The following is a 20886-nucleotide window of genomic DNA, read 5'->3' as shown; positions in this document are numbered from 1 at the left end:
CTCACCTGAAGAGACACGGAAGTTGGAACCGGGAGGAGGCTGGAGAAGCGATCAGCGGACCCGCCCCGCGGTGGCGGTGAGCGGGCCGCACGGCTCGTCGATCAGGGTGATCCCCTCCGGCAGCCCCGCCATGGTGGCGCCGTCGGGGCCGACCTCGATCGTGACCCTGGAGCCCGCGAGCGGCAGCCCCTGGATCCGCAGGCCCTCCAGCCCGACGGGATCCAGCCACACCCGCCTGTAGGGGATCCACGGCTCGAAGCGCAGCAGGCTCCTGACCAGCTGGATGGGGCTCGCCGCGGCCCACGCCTGCGGGGAGCAGGAGGTGGGATAGGGCACCGGCCGGCCGAACTCGGCCCGGTCGAATCCGCAGAACAGTTCGGGCAGCCGCCAGCCGAAGACCTCGGCCGCGTCCAGCAGGCTGAGGGCGACGCGCTGGGCCTCGACCGTGAAGCCGTAGCGCATCAGTCCCGCCGCGATCAGGGCGTTGTCGTGTGGCCAGACCGAGCCGTTGTGGTAGCTCATCGGGTTGTAGGCGCCCATGGTGGTGGCGAGGGTCCGCACCCCGTACCCGGTGAACATCTCCGGCGAGAGCAGCCTCTCGGCGACATAGGGTGCCCGGCCCTCGTCGACGATGCCGGTCCACAGGCAGTGGCCCATGTTGGAGGCGAGACTGTCGATGGCGCGCCCGGCGCCGTCGAGGCCGATGGCGTAGTAGCCCCGGTCCGGCAGCCAGAAGCGCTCGTTGAAGGCGTCCCTGATGCGTTCCGCGCGGGCCCTCCACTGCTCCTCCAGGATGCTGTCGCCCACCGCGTGGGCGCAGTGGGCACGGGCGACGTAGGCGGCGTAGACGTAGCCCTGGACCTCCGCCAGCGCTATGGGCGGGTTGGCCAGGGTGCCGTCGGCGAAGTTGACGCCGTCGAAGGAGTCCTTCCATCCCTGGTTGATCAGCCCGTGGTCGGTCTTGCGCCGGTAGGACAGGAACGGGTCGGCGGATCTGCGGATCCAGTCCAGGGCCGCGTCGACGTTCGGGGTGAGTTCCTCGATGGCCTCCCCGTACACACCCCATCGGCGCAGCTCGCCCATGACCATCACGAACAGCGGGGTCGAGTCCACCGACCCGTAGTAGGCGCGGCCCGCGTGCGGTGAGGCACCGGTCCGCGTGCCGAAACGGAGCTCGTGCAGGATCTTGCCCGGCTCCTCCTCGGTCAGCGGGTCGTCGACGGTGCCCTGCAGCCTGGCCAGGCGCCTCAGGGTGCCCAGCGCCAGGCACGGGTCCATCGGAAGGGCCATCCACGACGTCAGCAGCGAGTCGCGACCGAACAGGGTCATGAACCACGGCGCGCCCGCGGCGATCGTCGGCGGCTCGTCGGGCATGCCGGCGTCGAAGAGCCGCAGCGCACCGAGATCCGCCTTGGAGCGTTCCAGCACCTGGGCGAGGATGCGGTCGGAGGTGACGACGATCGGGCTGGCGCGCTCCCAGTCGGCGCGGCGCCTGGCGGGCTCCGCGTGTTCGAGCGGGTGGTGGGTGGAGAACCAGGCGGGCGACTCCTCGCCCTCCAGGATCGGATTGACCTGCAGGCTCGCGGTCCACTCACCCCGCGCGGGCACGACGACGCGGAAGACGAGCACGCCCGGCATGGCGAACGGCTTCGGCTCGGCCACCACCCTGGTGCCGCGCGAGCGGCAGGAGGAGACGATCAGCAGTCCCGTCCTGTCGGCCGTCACCTCCACGTCGGTCACGTGCCGGATCCGGCCGGCCTTCACCTCGAACAGATCCGCCACGTCGGAGGCGACGTGGATGTCGACGACGCATCCGGCGGGCTCCCCGGACAGGTTGCGCAGGGTGAGGTCCTCGCGCAGGCCGCCCCCGACGTAGCGGTCCCTCATCACGAGCAGACTGCTCTCGGCCCGCCCGGGGCGGGGGGCGGCCCTGCCGAGGAACATCGCGTGGTACGGCTCGGCGGGCAGCACCCTGAGCTCCTCCACGGGCAGCTCGTCCACCCTCAGCTCCCAGCGCGACAGGATCCGGGTGTCCGCGTAGTAGACGCCCTGCGCCCCGCCGGGGAGGATGTCGCCGTTGCGGGCGCACACGCAGAAGGAGCCGCCCTCGACCAGCGTGACCGCGGCGTCACCCAGTGCGCCCGGCTGGCCCTTCAACGTCCATGCGTCCACTGCTCTCCCCCGAGTGCGCTAGATGTCGGCTATCTACCCATCCCCAGCACAAACAAGAAAGAACTCCACAAAAGCCGCATATGGCCGTATTTTGCACTTTAAGAGGAGTTTTGCCCGAATCATCGTAACGGTGGCACCGAGAGCCGACGGGCCGGCCCTGCCGCACCTCTTCCGGCCCCCTCCGGCCCCCTCCGGCCCTCTCCGCGCGGCTCCCCGCCGCGGTTCCCTCCGCGTGGCCCGCGGCACCGACCTCCGCGGGCCACGCGCCGCCGGGCCGCCGTACGATCAGACGCGCTCCGGGGTCACGGCGCCGGGAACCTCTGCTGGGCGCCAGGTCGAGTGGCCAAACATACCCACCTCACCACGCGCGGCGGCCGAACGAGAGCACTTCTCGGCCATCCGTGTCGGGTACGACCGTTCAAGCGTGATTCACCCCGGATTCATGCGCGACTCATACACCACCGTTCACCGGACCGAAACGTTCGGCGGCTCGCACACTCGCCGGGCCAGGCCGTCCTGCGGGCCGAACGCTCACCGGACAGAACGCTCACCGCCGGACCGTCCACCACCGGACCGTTCAGCGGCCGGAGCGCTCAACGGACAGAACGCTCAACGGGCCGGAACGCGAAAGACCTCCGTGGTCCTCCCCGAGAACGGGGAGGACCACGGAGGTCCCGTCACCCGGCGCGCGCGCCGGGTGATCACGCGGTCAGCGCAGGGTGCCGTTGGTCATGCCGACAGGCTCCTCCGGCACCGCGACCAGGCCGAGCTCCGAGTTCGAGGCCACCAGCGGGTGGTCGGGAACGACCCGGACGGTGTAGCCGAAGGGTCCGGTGCGGTCGAGGGGTACGGTCCCGGCGAAGACGGCCCTGCCGTCGTCGCCCTCGGTCTCGACGGCGAGGTCCGCATAGCAGGGATCCGCGAGGTCGTCGTGGTCTCCGACCCTGCCGTAGGCCGCCTGGACCCGGATGTCCCCCGGCTCCAGCTCGCCGAGCGCGATGGTGGCCTTCAGCTCCAGGGAGGTCCCGAGCTCCGGGGTGCCGTCGCCCAGACCGGTGGCCTCCACGTGCTCGACCCGCACGCCCGGCCAGGCCCTGCCGACCCTGAGCTTCCACGCCGCGAAGCCCTTCGCCTGCTCGTACCCCTCGCCGGAGAGGGCGCGGGCGGACTTGGCGGCCGGGGCGTAGAGGTCGACCACGTAGTCGCGGAGCATCCGTCCCGCGAGCACCTTGGGGCCGAGCGAGGCCAGGGTGTGCCGCACCATCTCCAGCCAGCGCCGGGGCAGCCCGTCGGCCCGGTCGTAGAAGCGGTCGGCGACCTCGTGCTCGATCAGGTCGTACAGCGCGGCGGCCTCGAGCTCGTCGCGGCGGTCGGGGTCGGCGACGCCGTCGGCGGTGGGGATCGCCCAGCCGTTGGTGCCGTCGTACCACTCGTCCCACCAGCCGTCGCGGATGGACAGGTTGAGCCCGCCGTTGAGCGCGGCCTTCATCCCCGAGGTGCCGCACGCCTCCAGCGGGCGCAGCGGGTTGTTCATCCACACGTCGCAGCCCTGCACGAGCAGCTGGCCCAGGGCCATGTCGTAGTCGGGCAGGAAGACGATGCGGTGCCGCACGTCCTCGGAGTCGGCGAACTTCACGATCTGCTGGATGAGCTTCTTGCCGCCCTCGTCGGCCGGGTGCGCCTTGCCCGCGATCACGATCTGCACCGGCCTGGCGGGGTCGAGCAGCAGCGCGCGGAGCCGGTCGGGGTCGGACAGCATCAGGGTGAGCCGCTTGTACGAGGGCACCCGGCGGGCGAAGCCGATGGTGAGCACCTCGGGGTCGAGGGCGTCGTCGATCCAGCCGAGCTCGGCCGGCGAGGCGCCCCGGTTGATCCACGACTGGCGGAGCCGCGCGCGGGCCGCGACGACCAGCTTCTCGCGCAGCCGTCCCCTGATGCCCCAGACGTCGCCGTCGGAGACCTTGGCGATGCTCTCCCAGCCCTGGGCCCGTTCGACCAGGGTGGGCAGCTCCTTGCCGGCGAGCTCCATGATCTCCCGGCCGACCCAGGTGGGTGCGTGCACGCCGTTGGTGATGGACCCGATCGGGACCTCTTCGATGTCGAAGCCCGGCCACAGGCTCTTGAACATCTCCCGGCTCACCGCGCCGTGCAGCTCGGAGACGCCGTTGACCCGCTGGGCCAGCCGCATGCCCATCGCGGCCATGTTGAACTTGCCCGGCTCCTCCTCGGCGCCCAGCGCGAGGATGCGGTCGACGGGGACCGTGGGCCACGCGTTGTCGCCGCCGAACTGGCGTCCGATCATCTCGGCGGGGAAGCGGTCGATCCCGGCGGGCACGGGGGTGTGCGTGGTGAAGACGGTCCCGGCCCGCACCGCCTCCAGCGCCTCGTCGAAGGAGAGCCTCGCCTCGGTGAGCTCGCGGATGCGCTCCAGGCCGAGGAAGCCCGCGTGGCCCTCGTTGGTGTGGAACACCTCGGGCTCGGCGTGCCCGGTGACCCTGCAGTACGCGCGGATGGCGCGGACGCCGCCGACGCCGAGCAGCAGCTCCTGCAGCAGCCGGTGGTCGCCGCCGCCGCCGTACAGGCGGTCGGTGACGTCACGGGCGGCGTTGTCGTTCTCGGCCACGTCGGAGTCGAGCAGCAGCAGCGGCACCCTGCCGACCTGGAGCACCCAGACCTGGGCGTGCAGCGTGCGCTGCTCGGGAAGGCTGATCTTGATGCGTACCGGGCTGCCGTCCTCCTCCCGCAGGAGGGTGAGCGGCAGGCCGCCGGGGTCGAGGGAGGGGTAGTGCTCCAGCTGCCAGCCCTCGGGCGAGAGCGACTGGGTGAAGTAGCCGTGGCGGTACAGCAGGCCGACGGCGAGGATGGGCACGCCGAGGTCGCTGGCGGCCTTGAGGTGGTCTCCGGCGAGGATGCCGAGCCCGCCCGAATACTGCGGCAGGGCGGCGGCGATGCCGTACTCGGGAGAGAAATAGGCGATGGCCTTCGGGGCCTCGGAGATGGTCTGGTACCACCGGGGTGCGGTCATGTACTCGCGGAGATCGTCGGCGGCGTCGGCGAGCCGCCTCAGGAAGCGACGGTCGGCGGCGAGCTCACGGAGCCTGTCGGCCTCGACCGCGCCCAGCAGGGCGACGGGGTCGTACCCGACGCGTCCCCAGATGGCCGGATCGACCTCACCGAACAGATCCAATGTCTCGGGGTGCCACGACCAGCGCAGATTGAGGACGAGCTCGCCGAGGGAGGCCAGCTCCGGCGGCAGGACGGTGCGGACGGTAAACCTACGGATTGCTCTCACGCTGCCAGACCCTAGTTACTCAGCGCCACGAGGGCGACCTCAACACTCACGCGTCTCCCCCTCACCGCTATCAATCCACCCCAAACACATCAAAGAGAGGTGATCGACTGTTAGGACAACTCGCGGAAGAGTAAGAGGTCCCGCACTCTATCCATCGGCAGGCATGAAGATGGACTATTGGGGCACCGGAGATACGAGCCAGAATGTACTGCCCTCGGGAAACCGGCCGTCCCAGCAGGGCGGGGTCTCGGCCTGCCACGAGACCGACCGCCCCGTGATGCTTGCACAAACGAAGATCCTTCCTTGCTGACTTCCCCGGCGGTACCGGGCGTGCCGCCGCTACCTTGAGACGCGATGATCGGACGAATTCCAATTCAGGACATCCACCCCACGGTCGACTGCGGGCGCCGCCCCGCCAAGGCCGCCGCGGGTGAGACCTTCGAGATCTCCGCGACCGTGTTCCGGGAGGGACACGACGCGGTCGCGGCAGGGGTCGTGTTCACCGGCCCCGACGGCGTGCGCGGCCCCCTGTTGCCGATGGGCGAGCTCGCCCCCGGCACCGACCGGTGGGGCGTGGAGGTGACGCTGCCCACCGAGGGTGAGTGGCGTTTCCGGGTGGAGGCGTGGGGCGCCCCCCTCGCCACCTGGTTGCACGACGCGGGCATCAAGATCCCTCGGGGCCTGGACGCCGACCTGATGTGCGAGGAGGGCGCCCGGCTCTTCGACCGCGCGGCGAGAGCGGTGCGTGCCGCCGACTGCGAACCCGTGACCGGTACGGTTGCGACCGGCGGGCCGGTGAGCGGCAGGAAGCCCGCGGCGAGGACGGCGAGGCGCGCCAAGGAGGCGCAGCAGCACGTCTGCGGGCACCGGGCCGCGCTCCAGGCGGTCGCGGCCAGACTGCGCGACACCGAGATCGACCCGCGCGCCCGGTTCACCGTCGCCCAGCTTCCCGAGACCGCGGCGCTGCTGCGCGCCCACCCGCTGCGCGACCTGGTGACGAGGTCGGCTCCGCGCACGGTCCTGGTGCACCGCCGCAGGGCGCTGTTCGGGTCGTGGTACGAGTTCTTCCCGCGCTCCGAGGGCGCGATCATCGAGCAGGGCGTCGCCCCCAAGTCCGGGACCTTCCAGACCGCCGCCAAGCGGCTGCCCGCCGTGGCGAAGATGGGCTTCGACGTCGTCTACCTGCCACCGATCCACCCGATCGGACACAGTTTCCGCAAGGGGCGCAACAACACCCTGACCCCCGAGCCGTACGATCCCGGCTCGCCCTGGGCGATCGGCTCCGAGGAGGGTGGCCACGACGCCATCCACCCCGACCTGGGCACGTTCGAGGACTTCGACGCCTTCGTGGCCAAGACCCGCGAGCTGGGCATGGAGATCGCGATCGACCTCGCCCTGCAGTGCGCGCCCGACCACCCGTGGGTCAAGGAGCACCCGGAGTGGTTCAACATCCGCGCCGACGGCTCGATCGCGTACGCGGAGAACCCGCCGAAGAAATATCAGGACATCTACCCGCTGAACTTCGACAAGGACCCCAAGGGGATCTACGAGGAGATCAGGCGGGTCGTACGGCTCTGGATGGACCACGGGGTGCGGATCTTCCGGGTGGACAACCCGCACACCAAGCCGGTCTCCTTCTGGGAGAAGCTGCTGGCCGACATCCACGCCACCGATCCCGACGTGTTGTTCCTCGCGGAGGCGTTCACCCGCCCCGCGATGATGCGGACGCTGGCCAAGGTCGGCTTCCACCAGTCGTACACGTACTACACGTGGAAGAACTCGCGCCCGGACGTCGAGTCGTACCTGGGCGAGCTCTCCCACGAGACGTCGCACTACATGCGGCCGAACGTGTTCGTTAACACTCCGGACATTCTCCACGAATACCTTCAGCACGGGGGAGTCCCGGCATTTCATATCAGAGCGGTGCTCGCGGCGACGGCGATGCCGACGTGGGGCGTGTACGCCGGATATGAACTTGCGGAGAATGTACCGGTTCGACCGGGTAGCGAAGAATACCTAGATAGTGAGAAATATCAGTACAAACCCCGCAATTGGGTTGAGGCTGAGCGGGAAGGCCGTAGCCTGGCCCCGTTCATCACGCAACTCAATTTGTTCCGAAGAGCACACCCGGCGCTCCAGGAACTGCGTAATCTACGTTTTCACAGCGTCAACCACCCGGATGTGATCTGCTTCTCCAAGCGGTTGCCCGGCGCCTATGACACGGCCACACGACGGCACGGCCTGGGCGACGTTGTCCTCGTCGTCGTGAACCTGGATCCGCACAACACCCACGAGGCGACGGTGTCGCTGGACATGCCCGCCCTCGGTCTCGACTGGCAAGCCGAGTTCGTCGTGGACGACGAACTGTCGGGCGAGTCGTATCGCTGGCGGCAGGACAACTACGTGCGTCTCGATCCCCACATCCACCCAGCGCACGTCTTCACTCTGCGTGCAGCGGCGGCGAGCCAGCGGTGAGCCGGCGGGTGCACGTGTACCGGCAGAACAGCGGGGAGTCCACTGGTGAGTCAGCTACCTGAACCGATTCCGAACACCTTCGACGAGGAGAAACCGCGCGACCCGTACTGGTTCAAGCGCGCCGTCTTCTACGAGGTTCTCATCCGGGGTTTCGCCGATTCCAACGGCGACGGCACCGGAGACATCCGCGGTCTCATCCAGAGACTGGACTACCTCCAGTGGCTCGGTGTCGACTGCCTCTGGCTGCTTCCGCTGTACGAGTCGCCGTTGCGTGACGGCGGCTACGACATCGCCGACTTCATGAAGATCCTTCCCGACTTCGGCGACCTCGGAGACTTCGTGAAACTCGTCGACGAGGCACACAAGCGCGGCATGCGGGTCATCGCCGACCTGGTGATGAACCACACGAGCGACCAGCACCCGTGGTTCCAGGCCTCCCGCCACGACCCCGAGGGGCCGTTCGGCGACTTCTACGTCTGGAACGACCACGACGAGCTCTACAAGGACGCCCGGATCATCTTCGTCGACACCGAGACGTCCAACTGGTCCCACGACCCCGTCCGCGGCCAGTACTACTGGCACCGTTTCTTCTCGCACCAGCCGGACCTCAACTACGAGAACCCGGACGTGCAGGACGCGATGCTGGAGGTGCTGCGCTTCTGGCTGGACCTGGGCATCGACGGCTTCCGGATGGACGCGATCCCGTACCTCTTCGAGCAGGACGGCACCAACTGCGAGAACCTGCCCAGGACCCACGAGTACCTCAAGCGGGTCAGGGCGGAGGTCGACCGGCTCTACCCCGACCGGGTGCTGCTCGCCGAGGCCAACCAGTGGCCCGCCGACGTGGTCGAGTACTTCGGCGACGCCGCCACCGGCGGCGACGAGTGCCACATGGCGTTCCACTTCCCGCTGATGCCGCGCATCTTCATGGCGGTGCGGCGGGAGTCGCGCTACCCCATCTCCGAGATCATGGCCCAGACGCCGAAGATCCCGGAGAACTGCCAGTGGGGCATCTTCCTGCGCAACCACGACGAGCTCACGCTCGAGATGGTGACGGACGACGAGCGCGACTACATGTACTCGGAGTACGCCAAGGACCCCAGGATGCGGGCCAACGTCGGCATCCGGCGGCGGCTCGCCCCGCTGCTGGAGAACGATCGCAACCAGATTGAGCTTTTCACGGCGTTGCTCCTCTCCCTTCCGGGATCTCCCGTGCTGTACTACGGCGATGAGATCGGGATGGGGGACAACATCTGGCTGGGCGACCGCGACGGTGTCCGTACCCCCATGCAGTGGAGCCCCGACCGCAACGCGGGATTCTCCGACTGCGACCCCGGACGCCTGTATCTCCCGGTCATCATGGACCCGATCTACGGCTACCAGGCGCTCAACGTCGAGGCGCAGCAGCGCAGCGCGGGCTCGCTGCTGCACTGGACCAAGCGGATGATCGACATCCGCAAGCGGCACCCGGTCTTCGGCCTCGGCGAGTTCACCGAGCTGAACTCGTCCAACCCGAGCGTTCTCGCCTTCGTGCGCGAGCTCGGCGACGACCGGATGCTGTGCGTCAACAACCTGTCCCGATTCCCGCAGCCGGTGGAGCTCGACCTGCGCCGCTTCGAGGGATCGGTCCCGGTGGAGACGATGGGCGGGGTTCCTTTTCCATCGGTTGGGGAGCTTCCGTATCTTTTGACGCTTCCTGGGCATGGGTTCTACTGGTTCACCCTGCCACCCGCATCCCAGGAGGCGTAAAGCCGTGTTGACGGAGCTCCTTACCGGCTGGATCACCCATCAACGATGGTTCGCCGGTAAGGGGCGCCCGATCGACGATCTCGTCATCGACTCGGACGTGGAACTGGCACCGCGCCTGCGTCACCTGATCATCTCCGTCCACCAGTCAGGGGGCCGGGACCGCTACCAGCTGCTGCTCGGCAGCGAGGCGCCGGAGTGGGCCCGCTTCAAACCGGCCCACATCGGCGACGGCTACTACGACGCCGCCTACGACGCCGACCTCACCACCGCCCTGCTCGACGGCATGGCGGAAGGCCGCGACCTCGGCGCCGTCCGCTTCCGCCACCTCGACGGGGTGGAGATCGACACCTCCAAACGGAGCCTCGTCCTCGGCGCCGAGCAGTCCAACACCTCGCTGGTGTACGGCGGCACCTACATCTGCAAGCTGTTCCGCCGCCTGACCGCCGGGGTGAACCCCGAGTTGGAGATCGTCACCGCCCTCGCCCTGCGCGGCAGCACGCACATCGCCAAGCCGTACGGCTGGATCGAGACGGACCTCGACGGCGAGACCACCACGCTGGCGATGACCCAGGAGTTCCTGTCCAACGCCAACGACGGCTGGGCCCTCGCCCTGGCCAGCGTCCGCGACCTGTACGGCTCCCTCGAACCCTCGGCCTCCGACGCGGGCGGCGACTTCAGCTCCGAGTCCTACCGCCTCGGCGTGACCACCGCCACGGTCCACCGGGAGATGGCCGAGGCGTTCCCGACCGACGTGATCGAGTCGCAGGAGGTCAAGCGGATGGTCGAGGAGTTCCGCCGCCGCCTGAACGTCGCGGTGCAGGAGGTGCCCGCCCTCGGCGAGCACGCCCACGTCGCGGAGGAGGCCTACCAGCGGGTCTCGGACGTGGCCGGGGAGATGCCCGTCCAGCGGGTCCACGGCGACTACCACCTCGGCCAGGTGATGCGCACCAACAACGACTGGGTCGTCCTCGACTTCGAGGGCGAGCCCGGGCGGCCCATCGCCGAGCGCCGCGCCCTGTCCTCCCCGCTGCGTGACGTGGCCGGGATGCTCCGCTCCTTCGACTACGCCGCCCGCCACCTGCTCGCCGACCACCCCGACCCCGACGCCCTCCGCCCCCGCGCGGTGGAGTGGGCCGAGCTCAACCGCTCCTCCTTCCTCGCCGGCTACTCCGCCGGAGGCGGCCATCTGCGCGCCGAGGACGCCGTCCTGCTGCGCGCCCTGGAACTCGACAAGGCCGCGTACGAGGTCGTCTACGAGTCCCGCAACCGCCCGACCTGGCTGCACATCCCGATGGCCGCCTTCGAAACCGGCCATTAGGCGCCCTCCCGTGGCGCGGGGAGAGCGCCGAACGGCCGCCGGTCGGTGGACCGGCGGCCGCACGAACATCTCAAGAGGTCAGGGGAGCTTACGGACCTCCACCTTCGCCTTGCGGTAGTTGTTGCCGTTGCCGTCGGGCTTGTAGTTGCCCTCCACGTTGCCCGCGATGTCCACGGCGAACCAGTGGACGTCGGAGGTCTTGTCGAGCGTGATCTGCTGGGTGCCCTCGCGCATTCCCGCGCTGAGAAGCTTGGTGGAGTTCAGCGTCGGCCGGCTGCCGTCCAGGGTGTAGTAGATGTTGGCGGGCTCGTCGACCTCGAAGGTGAACGTGGTCGACGTTTCGGCCCGGTCGGTCACCTTCACCTTGGAGGCGGGCTTCTTCTTGTCATCGGCGTACTGGCGGGCCACCTCCAGGATGCCGATCTGCCCGGACGAGAACTCCATCGCCTCCTCGTGGCCCTCGGCGAACGGCGGCTGGAAGCCGACCGCCTCGAAACGCCCGGTCTGCGGGTTGTAGACGTCCGCGCCGACCTCGAAGCTCCAGCCGATGATGCCCCGGTTGTACCAGTGCTCGTCGGCGCTGTTACCGGCCGCGGAGTACAGCACGTCCGGGATCGGACCGGTGCGGCCCGGCCAGATACCGTTGCCGCGCCAGGACTGGACGCTGGAGAGGATGTGGTTGGAGGCACTCCAGAAGAAGTTCTCCGTACCGAAGTCGGGCCGCGGCAGCGTCTCACGCCCCGCGGACTTGTACGAGCCCGGAGCCCACATGAAGTAGCCGCCGTAGGAGTGCGTGTTCATCGCGAACTTGATGTTCGGGTACTGCTCGGTGATCCAGACCTCGTTGCGAGCCTCCGGCTCCGACAGCTCGGCCGGGCCCGCGTAGGTGCCGCTGGTGCAGCTCGTCGAGGCGCCGCTGTAGCCGTCGAAGACCGAACCGACCGAGAAGTTGCGGTTCAGGTCCACACCCCAGGCGTTGCGGTTCGCGGGGTCGGCCGCGTTGACCGGGCAGTGGTTGGTCATGGTCTTGCGCTGCATGTTGTAGTCGTACACGCTGTAGTGCCCGCCGTCGGGGTTGACCGTGGGCATGATGAAGATGTCGAGGTTGTCGACCAGCTTCTTGGTCTCCCCGTCCCGGGCGTAGTTGCGCAGCAGCCGCTCGGCGGTCTCCACACAGGTCAGCGGGGTCACCCATTCGCGGGCGTGCTCCTGGCAGTAGAGGAACACGCCGACCTTCGAGCCGTCGCGCTGCTTGCCGATGCGCAGCGCCTTCGTCTGGAACGGCTCGCGCGAGACGGTCGCCGGCGCCTTGAGGTTGTCGGTCAGCTTCGTCGCCACGGCCGCGGCGACAAGACCGGCACCCGCGTTGCCCCGGTAGGTGGCGGCGGTCAGCAGCGCCGACGCCGCGGCGTTGCCGTTGAGCGCGTCCACCACCGCCTTGGCGGTGCTGTTGATCGCGGAGGACTCGTTCGTGCCGAGGTTGACCACGACGTTCTTGCCGCTCACCGACACGCTCAGCGCGGCCGAGGCGGCGTCCGGCTTCACCAGCGCCACGCTGATGTCGTTGCCGCCCTCGTGCCCGTACGCCTTCGAGGTCACGTAGAACGTGCTCGCCGCGACGGTGCCGAACTGGGCCTGCGCCGCCCGGCGGTAGCCGTTCGTCTTGTGCGGCAGATCGATGATCTGCGAGATCTTCGGGAATTCCTGGGCCAGGCCGGAGATCCGGTCGGTGATCTCGGTCGGGTCCATGTAGCGGTCGACGAAGTCCACGACGTAGTGCTTCTTCGGGGGCTTGCGCTTCTCACCCAGCCACTTGGTCACCGGAACCGTGACCGAACCACCCCGGTTGCTGGTGATCGTGGCCTTGGTGGGAACCGCGGTCACGGCCAGCGGCGAGCTGAACCGGTGGTACATGTACTGGCCGGCGTCGGTGAAGCGCGACATCGTCGCGGTGCCGCCCGAGTCGGGGGCGGTGCCCTTGCCGCTGTCCCAGGCGACGGTGAGCACCGTCGCCGCGTCGATGGCGCTCGACTTCACCTCGACGGAGAGGAAGTTCTGGTTGTCGAGGCTGGTGAACCACTCGGCGCGGAGCGGGGTCAGCGTGTCGACCTCCGCCGCCGCCTGGGCCTCGGCCGCGACGGCGCTCCGCCGCTGGACCAGGTTCTCGGCGAACTCCGTCTGGTCGGAGATCTTGCCGACGATGTTGAAGCCGAGATCGCGGAGGTTCTGGGCCTCCTCCGGGCTCAGTACCGCGTGCATCTCGAACCCGCCGTCGACGGGCTTCTTGTACTCCGCGAGGTCGACGCCCATGGAGTTGAGCCGGTCGATGCCGGCCTCGTCGGGGACGATGACGCGCAGCAGCGCCACACCGTTCTGTTCGGTGCTGGACTGATGGTCGGGGACGACCTCGCTGACCGGCGGGGACGGCTCGGCGAGAACGGGGAACGAACCGAAGCTCAGGGCAATGGGAAGAGTGAGCACGACCGCGATACGGCCGAGTCTCCTGCCATCGAGAGAACTCCTCATGAGAGATGCCTCCAGTTGGCGCACGTCTCCGGGTATTGGGTCACCCCGGCAGAAAGTACGCAATTGGCAAGAATCTTCGCCAGAGGACGTATCTTCGTCAAGACCCCAAATCAACGCATTCTACGCATCCAACAATTTTAAGGTAAGCTTTATATGATATTTATACATAAGGTACATGTTTTGAGACGTAGTCGCCGTATCCCAAACGGCAAGTCTTGCCAGGTGTAATATGATTTGTCGCTTTTAAGGTGATTTGAGGGTATTTCCGCCCCGCGGTGAGGCCACGACCAGCCGGGACGGAGCTCTTCCCGCCCTCGACCGCGTGGTAGCTCAGCAGCTTGGTCAGCTGTTCCTTGTCCGCCGGCAGCTTCTTGAGCGCGTCCGGCGGCAGCCGGCCGAGGCGATCGGCCACGATATTGGCCGGCGAACCACGCCCCTATACGCCGCTCTTACCTCGCCTGTGGAACGCTCTGGGCAGAGTAGACGGCCAAGATCGAGCGGGGATCAGGTGTCATCAGATAGCGGAGCATCGGCATGGCGGCGTCCTGGACGGATGATCGCCTTGGCCGCGGGGGCCGTCGCGATGGCGCTGGTGGCGGGGTGCTCCTCCGCCGACACCGCCGACGAGGCGCCTCCCGTCGCACGGCAGTCCGCCACCCCACCGGCGGTGCTCGACACCGCGATCGGGAAGGCACCGCCGGTCGACCCCACGTGGCCCCGGTGGGGGCTCACCCACACGGGGGTGAGCGCCAACAACGTCACCGAGCAGTTCGAGCGGGTCGTGGCCGGGACTCTCGCCAGAACCCCGATGCTGCAGAACCAGCACATCATGGGATTCGGAGCGCTCAACCCCCAGCCCCGCCCCAAAGAGTTCTACTGGGAGGACCTCGACAGCCGGACGAACCTCATGAGGCTGTCCGGCGGCACGCAGATCATGACGCTCTGCTGCGCCCCCGACTGGATGAAGGGCGGCCCCGAGGGCCCGACCTCGGACGTGGGCTGGAGCGAGCACCTGGAGGACGCCCCCTATCCCAAGCACTTCGACGACTTCGCCAAGCTGTCGGCGGCCGTCGCCACCAAGTATCGCGACGTCAAGTACTTCATGGTCTGGAACGAGTTCAAGGGCTTCTGGAAGGACCACTCCAAGCCCGCGGACTTCAAGGGCTACACCGAGCTCTACAACAAGGTCTACGACGCGGTGAAGGCGGCCAGGCCCGACGCCATGGTCGGCGGCCCCTATCTCGGCTTCGACAGCAACAGGACGGGAAAGTCCGAGCTGCGGGGGCCGTGGGGGGTCGTCAACCAGAACGCCCTGGACGCCTTCGAATACTGGTTCAAGAACAAGAAGGGCGCCGACTTCGTCGTGGTCGACGGCGCCTCGCTGACCGACGCCCACGAGATGCTGCCCGACGCGTTCGGCGCGCTGGGCAAGTTCAGCGCGGTCACCACCTGGCTGCGCGAGAGGACCGGCGACATGCCGGTCTGGTGGTCGGAGTGGTACTTCGTTCCCGAGGACAAGACCACCTGGCCCGAGCCGATGCGGCTCGCCGTCCAGGCCGCCTCGATGATCGAGTTCGCGAAGAGCGGTGCCGCCACGGCGCTGTACTGGAATCCGCAGACCAAGCAGGGCACCTGCCAGGGGTGCATGTGGGACCCGGGGACCGGCGCCGAACTCCCGACCGGCAAACTCATCGCCGACTTCGCCACCTGGTTCCCCGCCGGAGCCAAGCTTGAGTCCGTCACCTCCTCCGACCCCGGCGTCCGGGTGCTCGCGCAGCCTCGGCGGCTGCTGATGGTCAACACCGTCGACGCCGAGATCACCACGACCGTGGACGGCAGGTCGTTCACCCTGCTCCCCCACGAGATCAAGTGGAGCGACCGCTAGCCTCCGGACGTCGCCCGAAGCACCGCGAAGGAGTTTGAACTTCCCAGACCTTGTGCTCCTGAATGATCGGGCGGTCCTGGTCACGTTCGGTGGTCATGATCGGCACCCACAGAGTTCTTACGCCCCGGCGATTGACGACACGCAGCGCGGAGCCGCAACCGGGACAGTGGACGGTGCCACGATCGAGTTGTTCCCGATCTGCCTATCCGCGAGAGCTTCGTGAGCGTGCGGTGCGGATGGTCGGCGAGGTCCGTCCGCACTACGCCAAGGAGTACGCCGCGATCAAGACGGCCGAGACGTCGTGAACCTGGGTGCGTCAGGCGCAGATCGACAACGGGCAGCGGCTGCTGGAGGACCGGTCTCCGCCGTGCTTTATCGGAAGACCCCCGTGTGGCCGAGGGAGTAGCGGCCGGGCTGGGGGTAGATGGACAGGCCGTGCGGGCCGGCGCCGACGTCGATCTTGCGGATGAGGTCGCCGTTCCCGGTGTCGAACACGTAGACGACCCCGTCGTAGCGTCCGGACAGCCACAGGCGGCGGCCGTCGGCCGACACGCCGCCCATGTCCGGCGAACCGCCGCCGGGGATGTGCCAGGTGTCGATCGGGCGGCGAAGGGCGAAGGAGATGACGGAGACCGATCCGGCGCCTCGGTTGGAGACGTACAGCACCTTCGAGTCCCGGCTGACGTAGAGCCCGTGCGCGCCCGCGCCGGTCTTGACGAAACCCGTGACACGGAACTCCTTCGCGTCGACGAGCCACACGCCGTCCTTGGCCATGTCGGCGACATAGAAGGTGGTGCCGTCCGGAGAGAGCTTCACGTCCTGCGGCATGTTGGGGTACGGCATGTGGCCGTGCCGCATGGAGTCGTGCGCCATGTCGTGGTCCATGGCATACGACGCGTCGCTGTACCGCGATGCCGCGCGCTGGATGCCCTTGCGTCGCGTGGTGCCGTCCGCCAGGTCGATGACGGCGCGGACCCTACGTGCGGCTGTGTCGACGACCACCAAATGGCCGGAGAACTCACAGCTGCCGAGGAGGAGGTTCCCGTCGGCTGTGAAGTCCGCGTGGTTGATCCCTCTGCAGGGCATGTGCAGCGAGTGCCGGCGCCGCATGGTGTGCGGGTCGAGAAAATCGAGCCGGTTCTCCCGCTCGGCCATCACCAGGGCGGTGCGGCCGTCGGGGGTGAAGTACAGGTTGTAGGGATCGTCGACGAACACCGGCTTGCCGGCCTTGCCGGTCATGGGATCGATCGGTGTCAGGGAGTTGCCGTCGTTGTTGTTGACCCAGAGCGTCTTCAGATCCCACGAGGGGACGACATGCTGCGGTCGCCGGGCCACCGCGAAGGTGCGGAGCACCCGGTAGGTGCGTGGGTCGATCACGCTGACGGTGTTGCCCTCGCTGTTCGGCACGTAGACCCGCTCGGGGAACCCCGCCACGACCGGGCTGAGCATGCCGGGCCGGTCGTGGGCGTAGACGTCCACCGGCGCGGCCGCCCCGGTGGCCGGAGCGCTCGCCACATTGCCGGTCGGCGTCCCACCGGCGGTCGCGACGGGCCGAACCGGGCTCGGCCCCGACGCCGGTTGCCCGCCTCCGCAGGCGGACAGGACGCACGCCGTCAACCCGATCAGAGGAGTGATCACGCCACACCGTCGCCGCTCACTTCTCAGCCGCCGCATGACCCACTCCTCGCCGCCCCGGCGCCACTTCTCTGTCGCCTACGGAAACGGTAGGAGCAGGTAGGTCGGCAAATGTTCAACCTGCGGTTAGCGCCCTCCTTTTTCCGTCACCGTGACATAGCCCGTACGACGCCAGAAGCCTCCGACCACTCGGCCGAAGGATTCTCTCGTTGCCCGGAGTGGAACGACGATCGCTATGCCGGTCTGGTGGTCGGAGTGGTACGTCGTTCCCGAGGACAAGACCACCTGGTCCACTGGAGCCGCGCCCCACTCCGCGGCCTCGGAACTCAACGGTTCGCTCTCCGGTCCTTCGGGCTCGGGGGCGATGTACGAGTGGAAAGCGGGCTCGGGGAAGGCGTCGTCACGATGTCGAAGTCGCGCGGGACGAGCCACCAGATGGCGAGCGCGGCCGCCAGCATGAGCAGGGCCCCGGCCAGCCCGGTCACCTCCAGCGACGCGGTGAACGCCGTTTTCGCCTGGCGGGCCAGCTCCATCCCGGCTGTTCCGGCGTGGCGGGCGACCTCGATCGCACCTCCCAGGGAGTCGCGCGCCGCCTCGACGGCGGAGACGGAGGAGGATAGCGCCGCACGGTAGACGGCGGCCGCGACGCTGCCCAGCACGGCGACGCCGAGCAGGCCGCCCAGCTCGTAGGAGGTCTCCTCGATCGCGGCGGCGCTGCCCGCTTTCTCCAGCGGCGCGCCCGCCATGATGACCGATGAGGCGATCGCCAGAGAGCCCATGCCGGAGCCGACCAGCAACAGTGACACGGCGACCCATGGGTAGACGACGGGTGCGGCGAACAGCACGCCGAGCCCCAGCCCGGAGATCGCCAGACCGCCGGCCAGCACCGTGCGGGTCCCGATCCGGACGGCCAGCCAGGGCGCCAGCGGAGACAGCAGCAGCGCGCCCAGCGCGGCCGGCAGCATCCGCACGCCGGTCTCCAGGGGGGAGTAACCCTGGACAAGCTGCATCCACTGCGCCATCAGCAACATCACCGCCCCCATCGCGATCGAGGTGCTCAGCGCCGCCAGCGTGCCCGCGCTGAACGGCCGACTGCGAAACAGGCGGATCTCAAGCAGAGGGTCGGGCCGCCTCAGGCAGCGCTGTACGAACCAGGTGAGCGTCACCGCCGCCACGGTGAGGGCGACCCACGGCCATGGCGTGGCAGGTCCCTCCTTGACGAACTGCTTGATCGAGAAGACCAGGGCGACCATCCCGGCGATCGACAGCGCGGTCGCGACCAGGTCCCAGCGACCCGGGTGCGGGTTGCGCGACTCCGGAAGCAGGATCAGGCCAGCGAGCACCGCCAGGACCATCACCGGCACGTTGACCAGGAAGGCCGAATGCCAGCTGAAGTACTCCAGCAGCAGTCCACCCAGGATCGGCCCTAGCGCGCTTCCCAGGGCGGCCATCGCCGCCCAGATGCCCAGCGCGGTCGCCCGTTCCGCCGGGTCGGCGAAAAGGGTGCGGATCATCGACAGTGTGGATGGCATGATCATGGCACCGCCGACGCCGAGCAGGGCTCGTACGGCGATCACCTCGCCCGGTGAGGAAGCCCACAGCACTGCCACCGACGCCAGCCCGAAGAGTACGAAGCCGGCGAGCAGCGTCTTCTTACGCCCCCAACGGTCGCCCAGAGCGCTCACCGTGACCAGCAGGCCCGCCAGCACCAGTGAGTAGACGTCCACCATCCACAACAGCTCGACCGAACTGGGCCGCAGTTCGGCGGAGATGGCGGGCAGGGCGACGTTGAGGATGGTCATGTCCATGATCACCAACAGCAGGCTGGCCGACAGCACCGCCAGGCCGGCCCATCGCCGTGGGTGGGGCGGCGCGGTGGCGGCGCCCGGTACGGGCGCGGGGAGGAGACTCATCGCGTCCCCCCCGCGAGGCCGGCGCCGTTGAAGAACGTCTCGTGCACGAGCCACTGCAGGTCCCGGCGCGCGACGCTGCCCTGGTGCAGGCTTTCCCGTACGGCCAGCAGCAGACCGTACACCGTGTTGCCGATCCATCGGGGAGGTAGGTCGGCGCGCAGGACTCCGGCTCGTTGTGCCGCCTGATAGAGCGTGACCTCCAACTCCTCCAGCGCGTCGCTGCGTTCGCGCAGCGCGGGCATGGACAGCGTCAGGTCGGCCAGGGCGAAGCTGTACTCCTCGGCGTCGTCGATCAGCCCGGTCAGCATCTCGCGCAAGGCGGTGGTGATCACGGCCGGGTCCGCCGAGCGAGCGGCCTCCCGAATGCCCGCGCTCTGCTGGGCGGCCTCCCAGCGGTTCAGCGCGTGGTGGCCGAGTGCCAGCAGTAGTTCCTCACGACCGCTGAAGTGGCGGTGCAGCGTGGCACGGCTCACCCCGGCCGCCTCGGCGAGTTCTCCCATCGAGGCGCCCGGATCCTGGTTGAGGCGCTGGATCGCTGCGGCAATGATCTGGCCGTAGCCCACAGCCATCAGTCAACTCCATATCATTTGAAACATACTTGTCTCAAATGAGAGTACAACGTTCCACAACGTTCCGCTCGCTCGCGGCTCGCAGATCAGCCGGTGGTGTGGGCCGCGTTCACGTCAACGCGCCGTATCGGGAGGAACCGGCCATGACGCGGATCTTCCGGAAGAACGTCCGGACGTCGTCGACCAGCAGGTCGGGGGCCTCCATCGCGGCGAAGTGACCGCCCCGGTCGAACTCCGACCAGTGGATCACGTTGTGCTCGCGCTCGGCGACACGCCGGATCCCGCCGTCGCCGGGGAATACAGCGACCCCGTGCGCGATCTCCGAACGTTCGACCGGCGTCCCCCACTGTGCCGAGCCCTCCTTGTAGAGCCGGGCGGACGAGGCGGCGGTGCGGGTCAGCCAGTAGATCGTCACGTCGGTGAGCATCTGGTCACGGTCGACCGCCTCCTCGGGCAGGTCGTGCGCGGGGTCGGTCCACTCCTTGAACTTCTCCACGATCCAGGCCAGCTGGGCGGCGGGGGAATCGTGCAGGCCGAAGGCGACGGTCTGCGGCCGGGTGGCCTGAAGGATCGCGTAGCCGGAGCGGTCGTTGTCGGCGTAGAGCATCATGCGGGCCTGCTCGGTCTCGGTAAGGCCCTCCATCTCGGCCGGGTCGAAGGTCGGGAAGCCGAGCGCGCCGTTGACGTGCACGCCGACCACCCGGTCGGGGGCGACGCGGCCGAGCTCGGGGGAGACGACCGAGCCGCTGTCGCCGCCCTGGGCGCCGTAGCGCTCGTATCCGAGGCGGCTCATCAGCTCGGCCCACGCGCGGGCGACCCGGCGCAGGTCCCAGCCGGTCTCACGGGTGGGACCCGAGAAGGCGAAGCCGGGTATGGACGGGGCGACGACGTGGAAGGCGTCGGCGGGGTCGCCGCCGTGGGCGCGAGGGTCGGTGAGCGGGCCGATCACCTTCGTGAACTCGACGATCGAACCGGGCCAGCCGTGGGTGAGGACGAGCGGCAGCGCGTCCGGCTCGGGGGACCGCACGTGCAGGAAGTGGATGTTCTGGCCGTCGATCTCGGTGGTGAACTGCGGGTACTCGTTGAGCGCCGCCTCGTGCTTCCGCCAGTCGTACCCGCTGCGCCAGTACTCGGCCAGTTGCCGTACGTACGAGACCGGGATGCCGTACGACCAGCCGACGCCGGGCAGCTCGTCGGGCCAGAGGGTGCGCGCCAGCCGGTCGTGCAGGTCGTCGAGCGCGGACTGCGGGATATCGATGCGGAACGGAGCGATCTCCGTGGTGAACGTCATGGTGATCACGCTAGAGAGGGGTTAGGACAGGATCGGTCCTAGAAGTACGGCAATCTGGGGG

The 20886-nt window shown here is 68.5% G+C and carries 12 protein-coding genes; 5 read left to right on the top strand and 7 right to left on the bottom strand.

Features of this window, described 5'->3' with window-relative positions; translation table 11 throughout:
• Nucleotides 1-51 precede the first annotated feature (51 nt).
• Both AB0B90_RS05660 and glgP read right to left on the bottom strand, forming a co-directional pair.
• Nucleotides 52-2172 carry a glycogen debranching N-terminal domain-containing protein gene (locus AB0B90_RS05660; protein ID WP_350947569.1) on the bottom strand — a complete coding sequence of 707 codons (2121 nt, stop codon included), beginning with the start codon at nucleotides 2170-2172 and terminating at the stop codon, nucleotides 52-54.
• Nucleotides 2173-2881: 709 nt separating this feature from the next.
• Complete coding sequence (glgP, locus tag AB0B90_RS05655; protein ID WP_350947568.1) at nucleotides 2882-5464, bottom strand: alpha-glucan family phosphorylase; 2583 nt, start codon at nucleotides 5462-5464, stop codon at nucleotides 2882-2884.
• Between the two features lie 354 nt (nucleotides 5465-5818).
• On the opposite strand from glgP, the gene AB0B90_RS05650 reads away from it, so the two are divergent.
• From AB0B90_RS05650 to AB0B90_RS05640, 3 genes are read left to right on the top strand one after another with little or no spacing between them, the layout of a single operon-like run.
• On the top strand, nucleotides 5819-7939 hold the full coding sequence (locus AB0B90_RS05650; RefSeq protein ID WP_362920986.1) for an alpha-1,4-glucan--maltose-1-phosphate maltosyltransferase: 2121 nt from the start codon (nucleotides 5819-5821) through the stop codon (nucleotides 7937-7939).
• 45 nt (nucleotides 7940-7984) lie between these two features.
• Entirely contained in the window at nucleotides 7985-9688 is a 1704-nt protein-coding gene (gene treS / locus AB0B90_RS05645; RefSeq protein WP_350947566.1) for a maltose alpha-D-glucosyltransferase, read from the top strand.
• Between the two features lie 4 nt (nucleotides 9689-9692).
• The gene (locus AB0B90_RS05640) at nucleotides 9693-11006 is read left to right on the top strand and encodes a phosphotransferase (protein ID WP_362920983.1); all 1314 of its coding nucleotides are present in this window, start codon (nucleotides 9693-9695) and stop codon (nucleotides 11004-11006) included.
• A gap of 78 nt (nucleotides 11007-11084) precedes the next feature.
• Here AB0B90_RS05640 and AB0B90_RS05635 read toward each other — a convergent pair whose 3' ends face one another.
• Nucleotides 11085-13532: a M14 family zinc carboxypeptidase gene (locus tag AB0B90_RS05635; protein WP_350947564.1), complete on the bottom strand. Its 2448-nt coding sequence runs from the start codon at nucleotides 13530-13532 to the stop codon at nucleotides 11085-11087.
• Nucleotides 13533-14085: 553 nt separating this feature from the next.
• Between AB0B90_RS05635 and AB0B90_RS05630 the strand changes: the two genes are divergently transcribed.
• Both AB0B90_RS05630 and AB0B90_RS05625 read left to right on the top strand, forming a co-directional pair.
• Nucleotides 14086-15417, top strand: a complete 1332-nt coding sequence (locus AB0B90_RS05630) for a xylan 1,4-beta-xylosidase (protein ID WP_362920980.1) — start codon at nucleotides 14086-14088, stop codon at nucleotides 15415-15417.
• 131 nt (nucleotides 15418-15548) lie between these two features.
• Nucleotides 15549-15722 carry a hypothetical protein gene (locus tag AB0B90_RS05625; protein WP_350947653.1) on the top strand — a complete coding sequence of 58 codons (174 nt, stop codon included), beginning with the start codon at nucleotides 15549-15551 and terminating at the stop codon, nucleotides 15720-15722.
• A 67-nt stretch (nucleotides 15723-15789) separates the two neighbouring features.
• Here AB0B90_RS05625 and AB0B90_RS05620 read toward each other — a convergent pair whose 3' ends face one another.
• From AB0B90_RS05620 to AB0B90_RS05605, 4 genes are all read right to left on the bottom strand, one after another.
• Nucleotides 15790-17055 carry a YncE family protein gene (locus AB0B90_RS05620; protein WP_362920978.1) on the bottom strand — a complete coding sequence of 422 codons (1266 nt, stop codon included), beginning with the start codon at nucleotides 17053-17055 and terminating at the stop codon, nucleotides 15790-15792.
• 323 nt (nucleotides 17056-17378) lie between these two features.
• The gene (locus AB0B90_RS05615) at nucleotides 17379-18965 is read right to left on the bottom strand and encodes an MFS transporter (RefSeq protein ID WP_362920976.1); all 1587 of its coding nucleotides are present in this window, start codon (nucleotides 18963-18965) and stop codon (nucleotides 17379-17381) included.
• Complete coding sequence (locus AB0B90_RS05610; protein ID WP_350947559.1) at nucleotides 18962-19534, bottom strand: TetR family transcriptional regulator; 573 nt, start codon at nucleotides 19532-19534, stop codon at nucleotides 18962-18964. The genes AB0B90_RS05615 and AB0B90_RS05610 overlap by 4 nt, the downstream gene beginning before the upstream one ends.
• A 109-nt stretch (nucleotides 19535-19643) precedes the next feature.
• A complete protein-coding gene (locus AB0B90_RS05605; protein WP_350947558.1) occupies nucleotides 19644-20825 on the bottom strand; it encodes an epoxide hydrolase family protein in 1182 nt (393 codons plus the stop codon).
• Nucleotides 20826-20886: the final 61 nt, after the last annotated feature.

Source organism: Streptosporangium sp. NPDC049078 (assembly GCF_040648855.1).
In the GTDB taxonomy this organism is placed as follows: domain Bacteria; phylum Actinomycetota; class Actinomycetes; order Streptosporangiales; family Streptosporangiaceae; genus Streptosporangium.
This window is presented reverse-complemented; position numbering and strand designations above follow the sequence as displayed.

Bases quoted from the DNA above. Each gene is read 5' to 3' on its own strand.
- AB0B90_RS05650 (WP_362920986.1), top strand. From the start codon at position 5,819: ATGATCGGACGAATTCCAATTCAGGACATCCACCCCACGGTCGACTGC.
- AB0B90_RS05635 (WP_350947564.1), bottom strand. From the start codon at position 13,532: ATGAGGAGTTCTCTCGATGGCAGGAGACTCGGCCGTATCGCGGTCGTG.
- AB0B90_RS05630 (WP_362920980.1), top strand. From the start codon at position 14,086: ATGATCGCCTTGGCCGCGGGGGCCGTCGCGATGGCGCTGGTGGCGGGG.
- AB0B90_RS05615 (WP_362920976.1), bottom strand. From the start codon at position 18,965: ATGAGTCTCCTCCCCGCGCCCGTACCGGGCGCCGCCACCGCGCCGCCC.
- AB0B90_RS05610 (WP_350947559.1), bottom strand. From the start codon at position 19,534: ATGGCTGTGGGCTACGGCCAGATCATTGCCGCAGCGATCCAGCGCCTC.
- AB0B90_RS05605 (WP_350947558.1), bottom strand. From the start codon at position 20,825: ATGACGTTCACCACGGAGATCGCTCCGTTCCGCATCGATATCCCGCAG.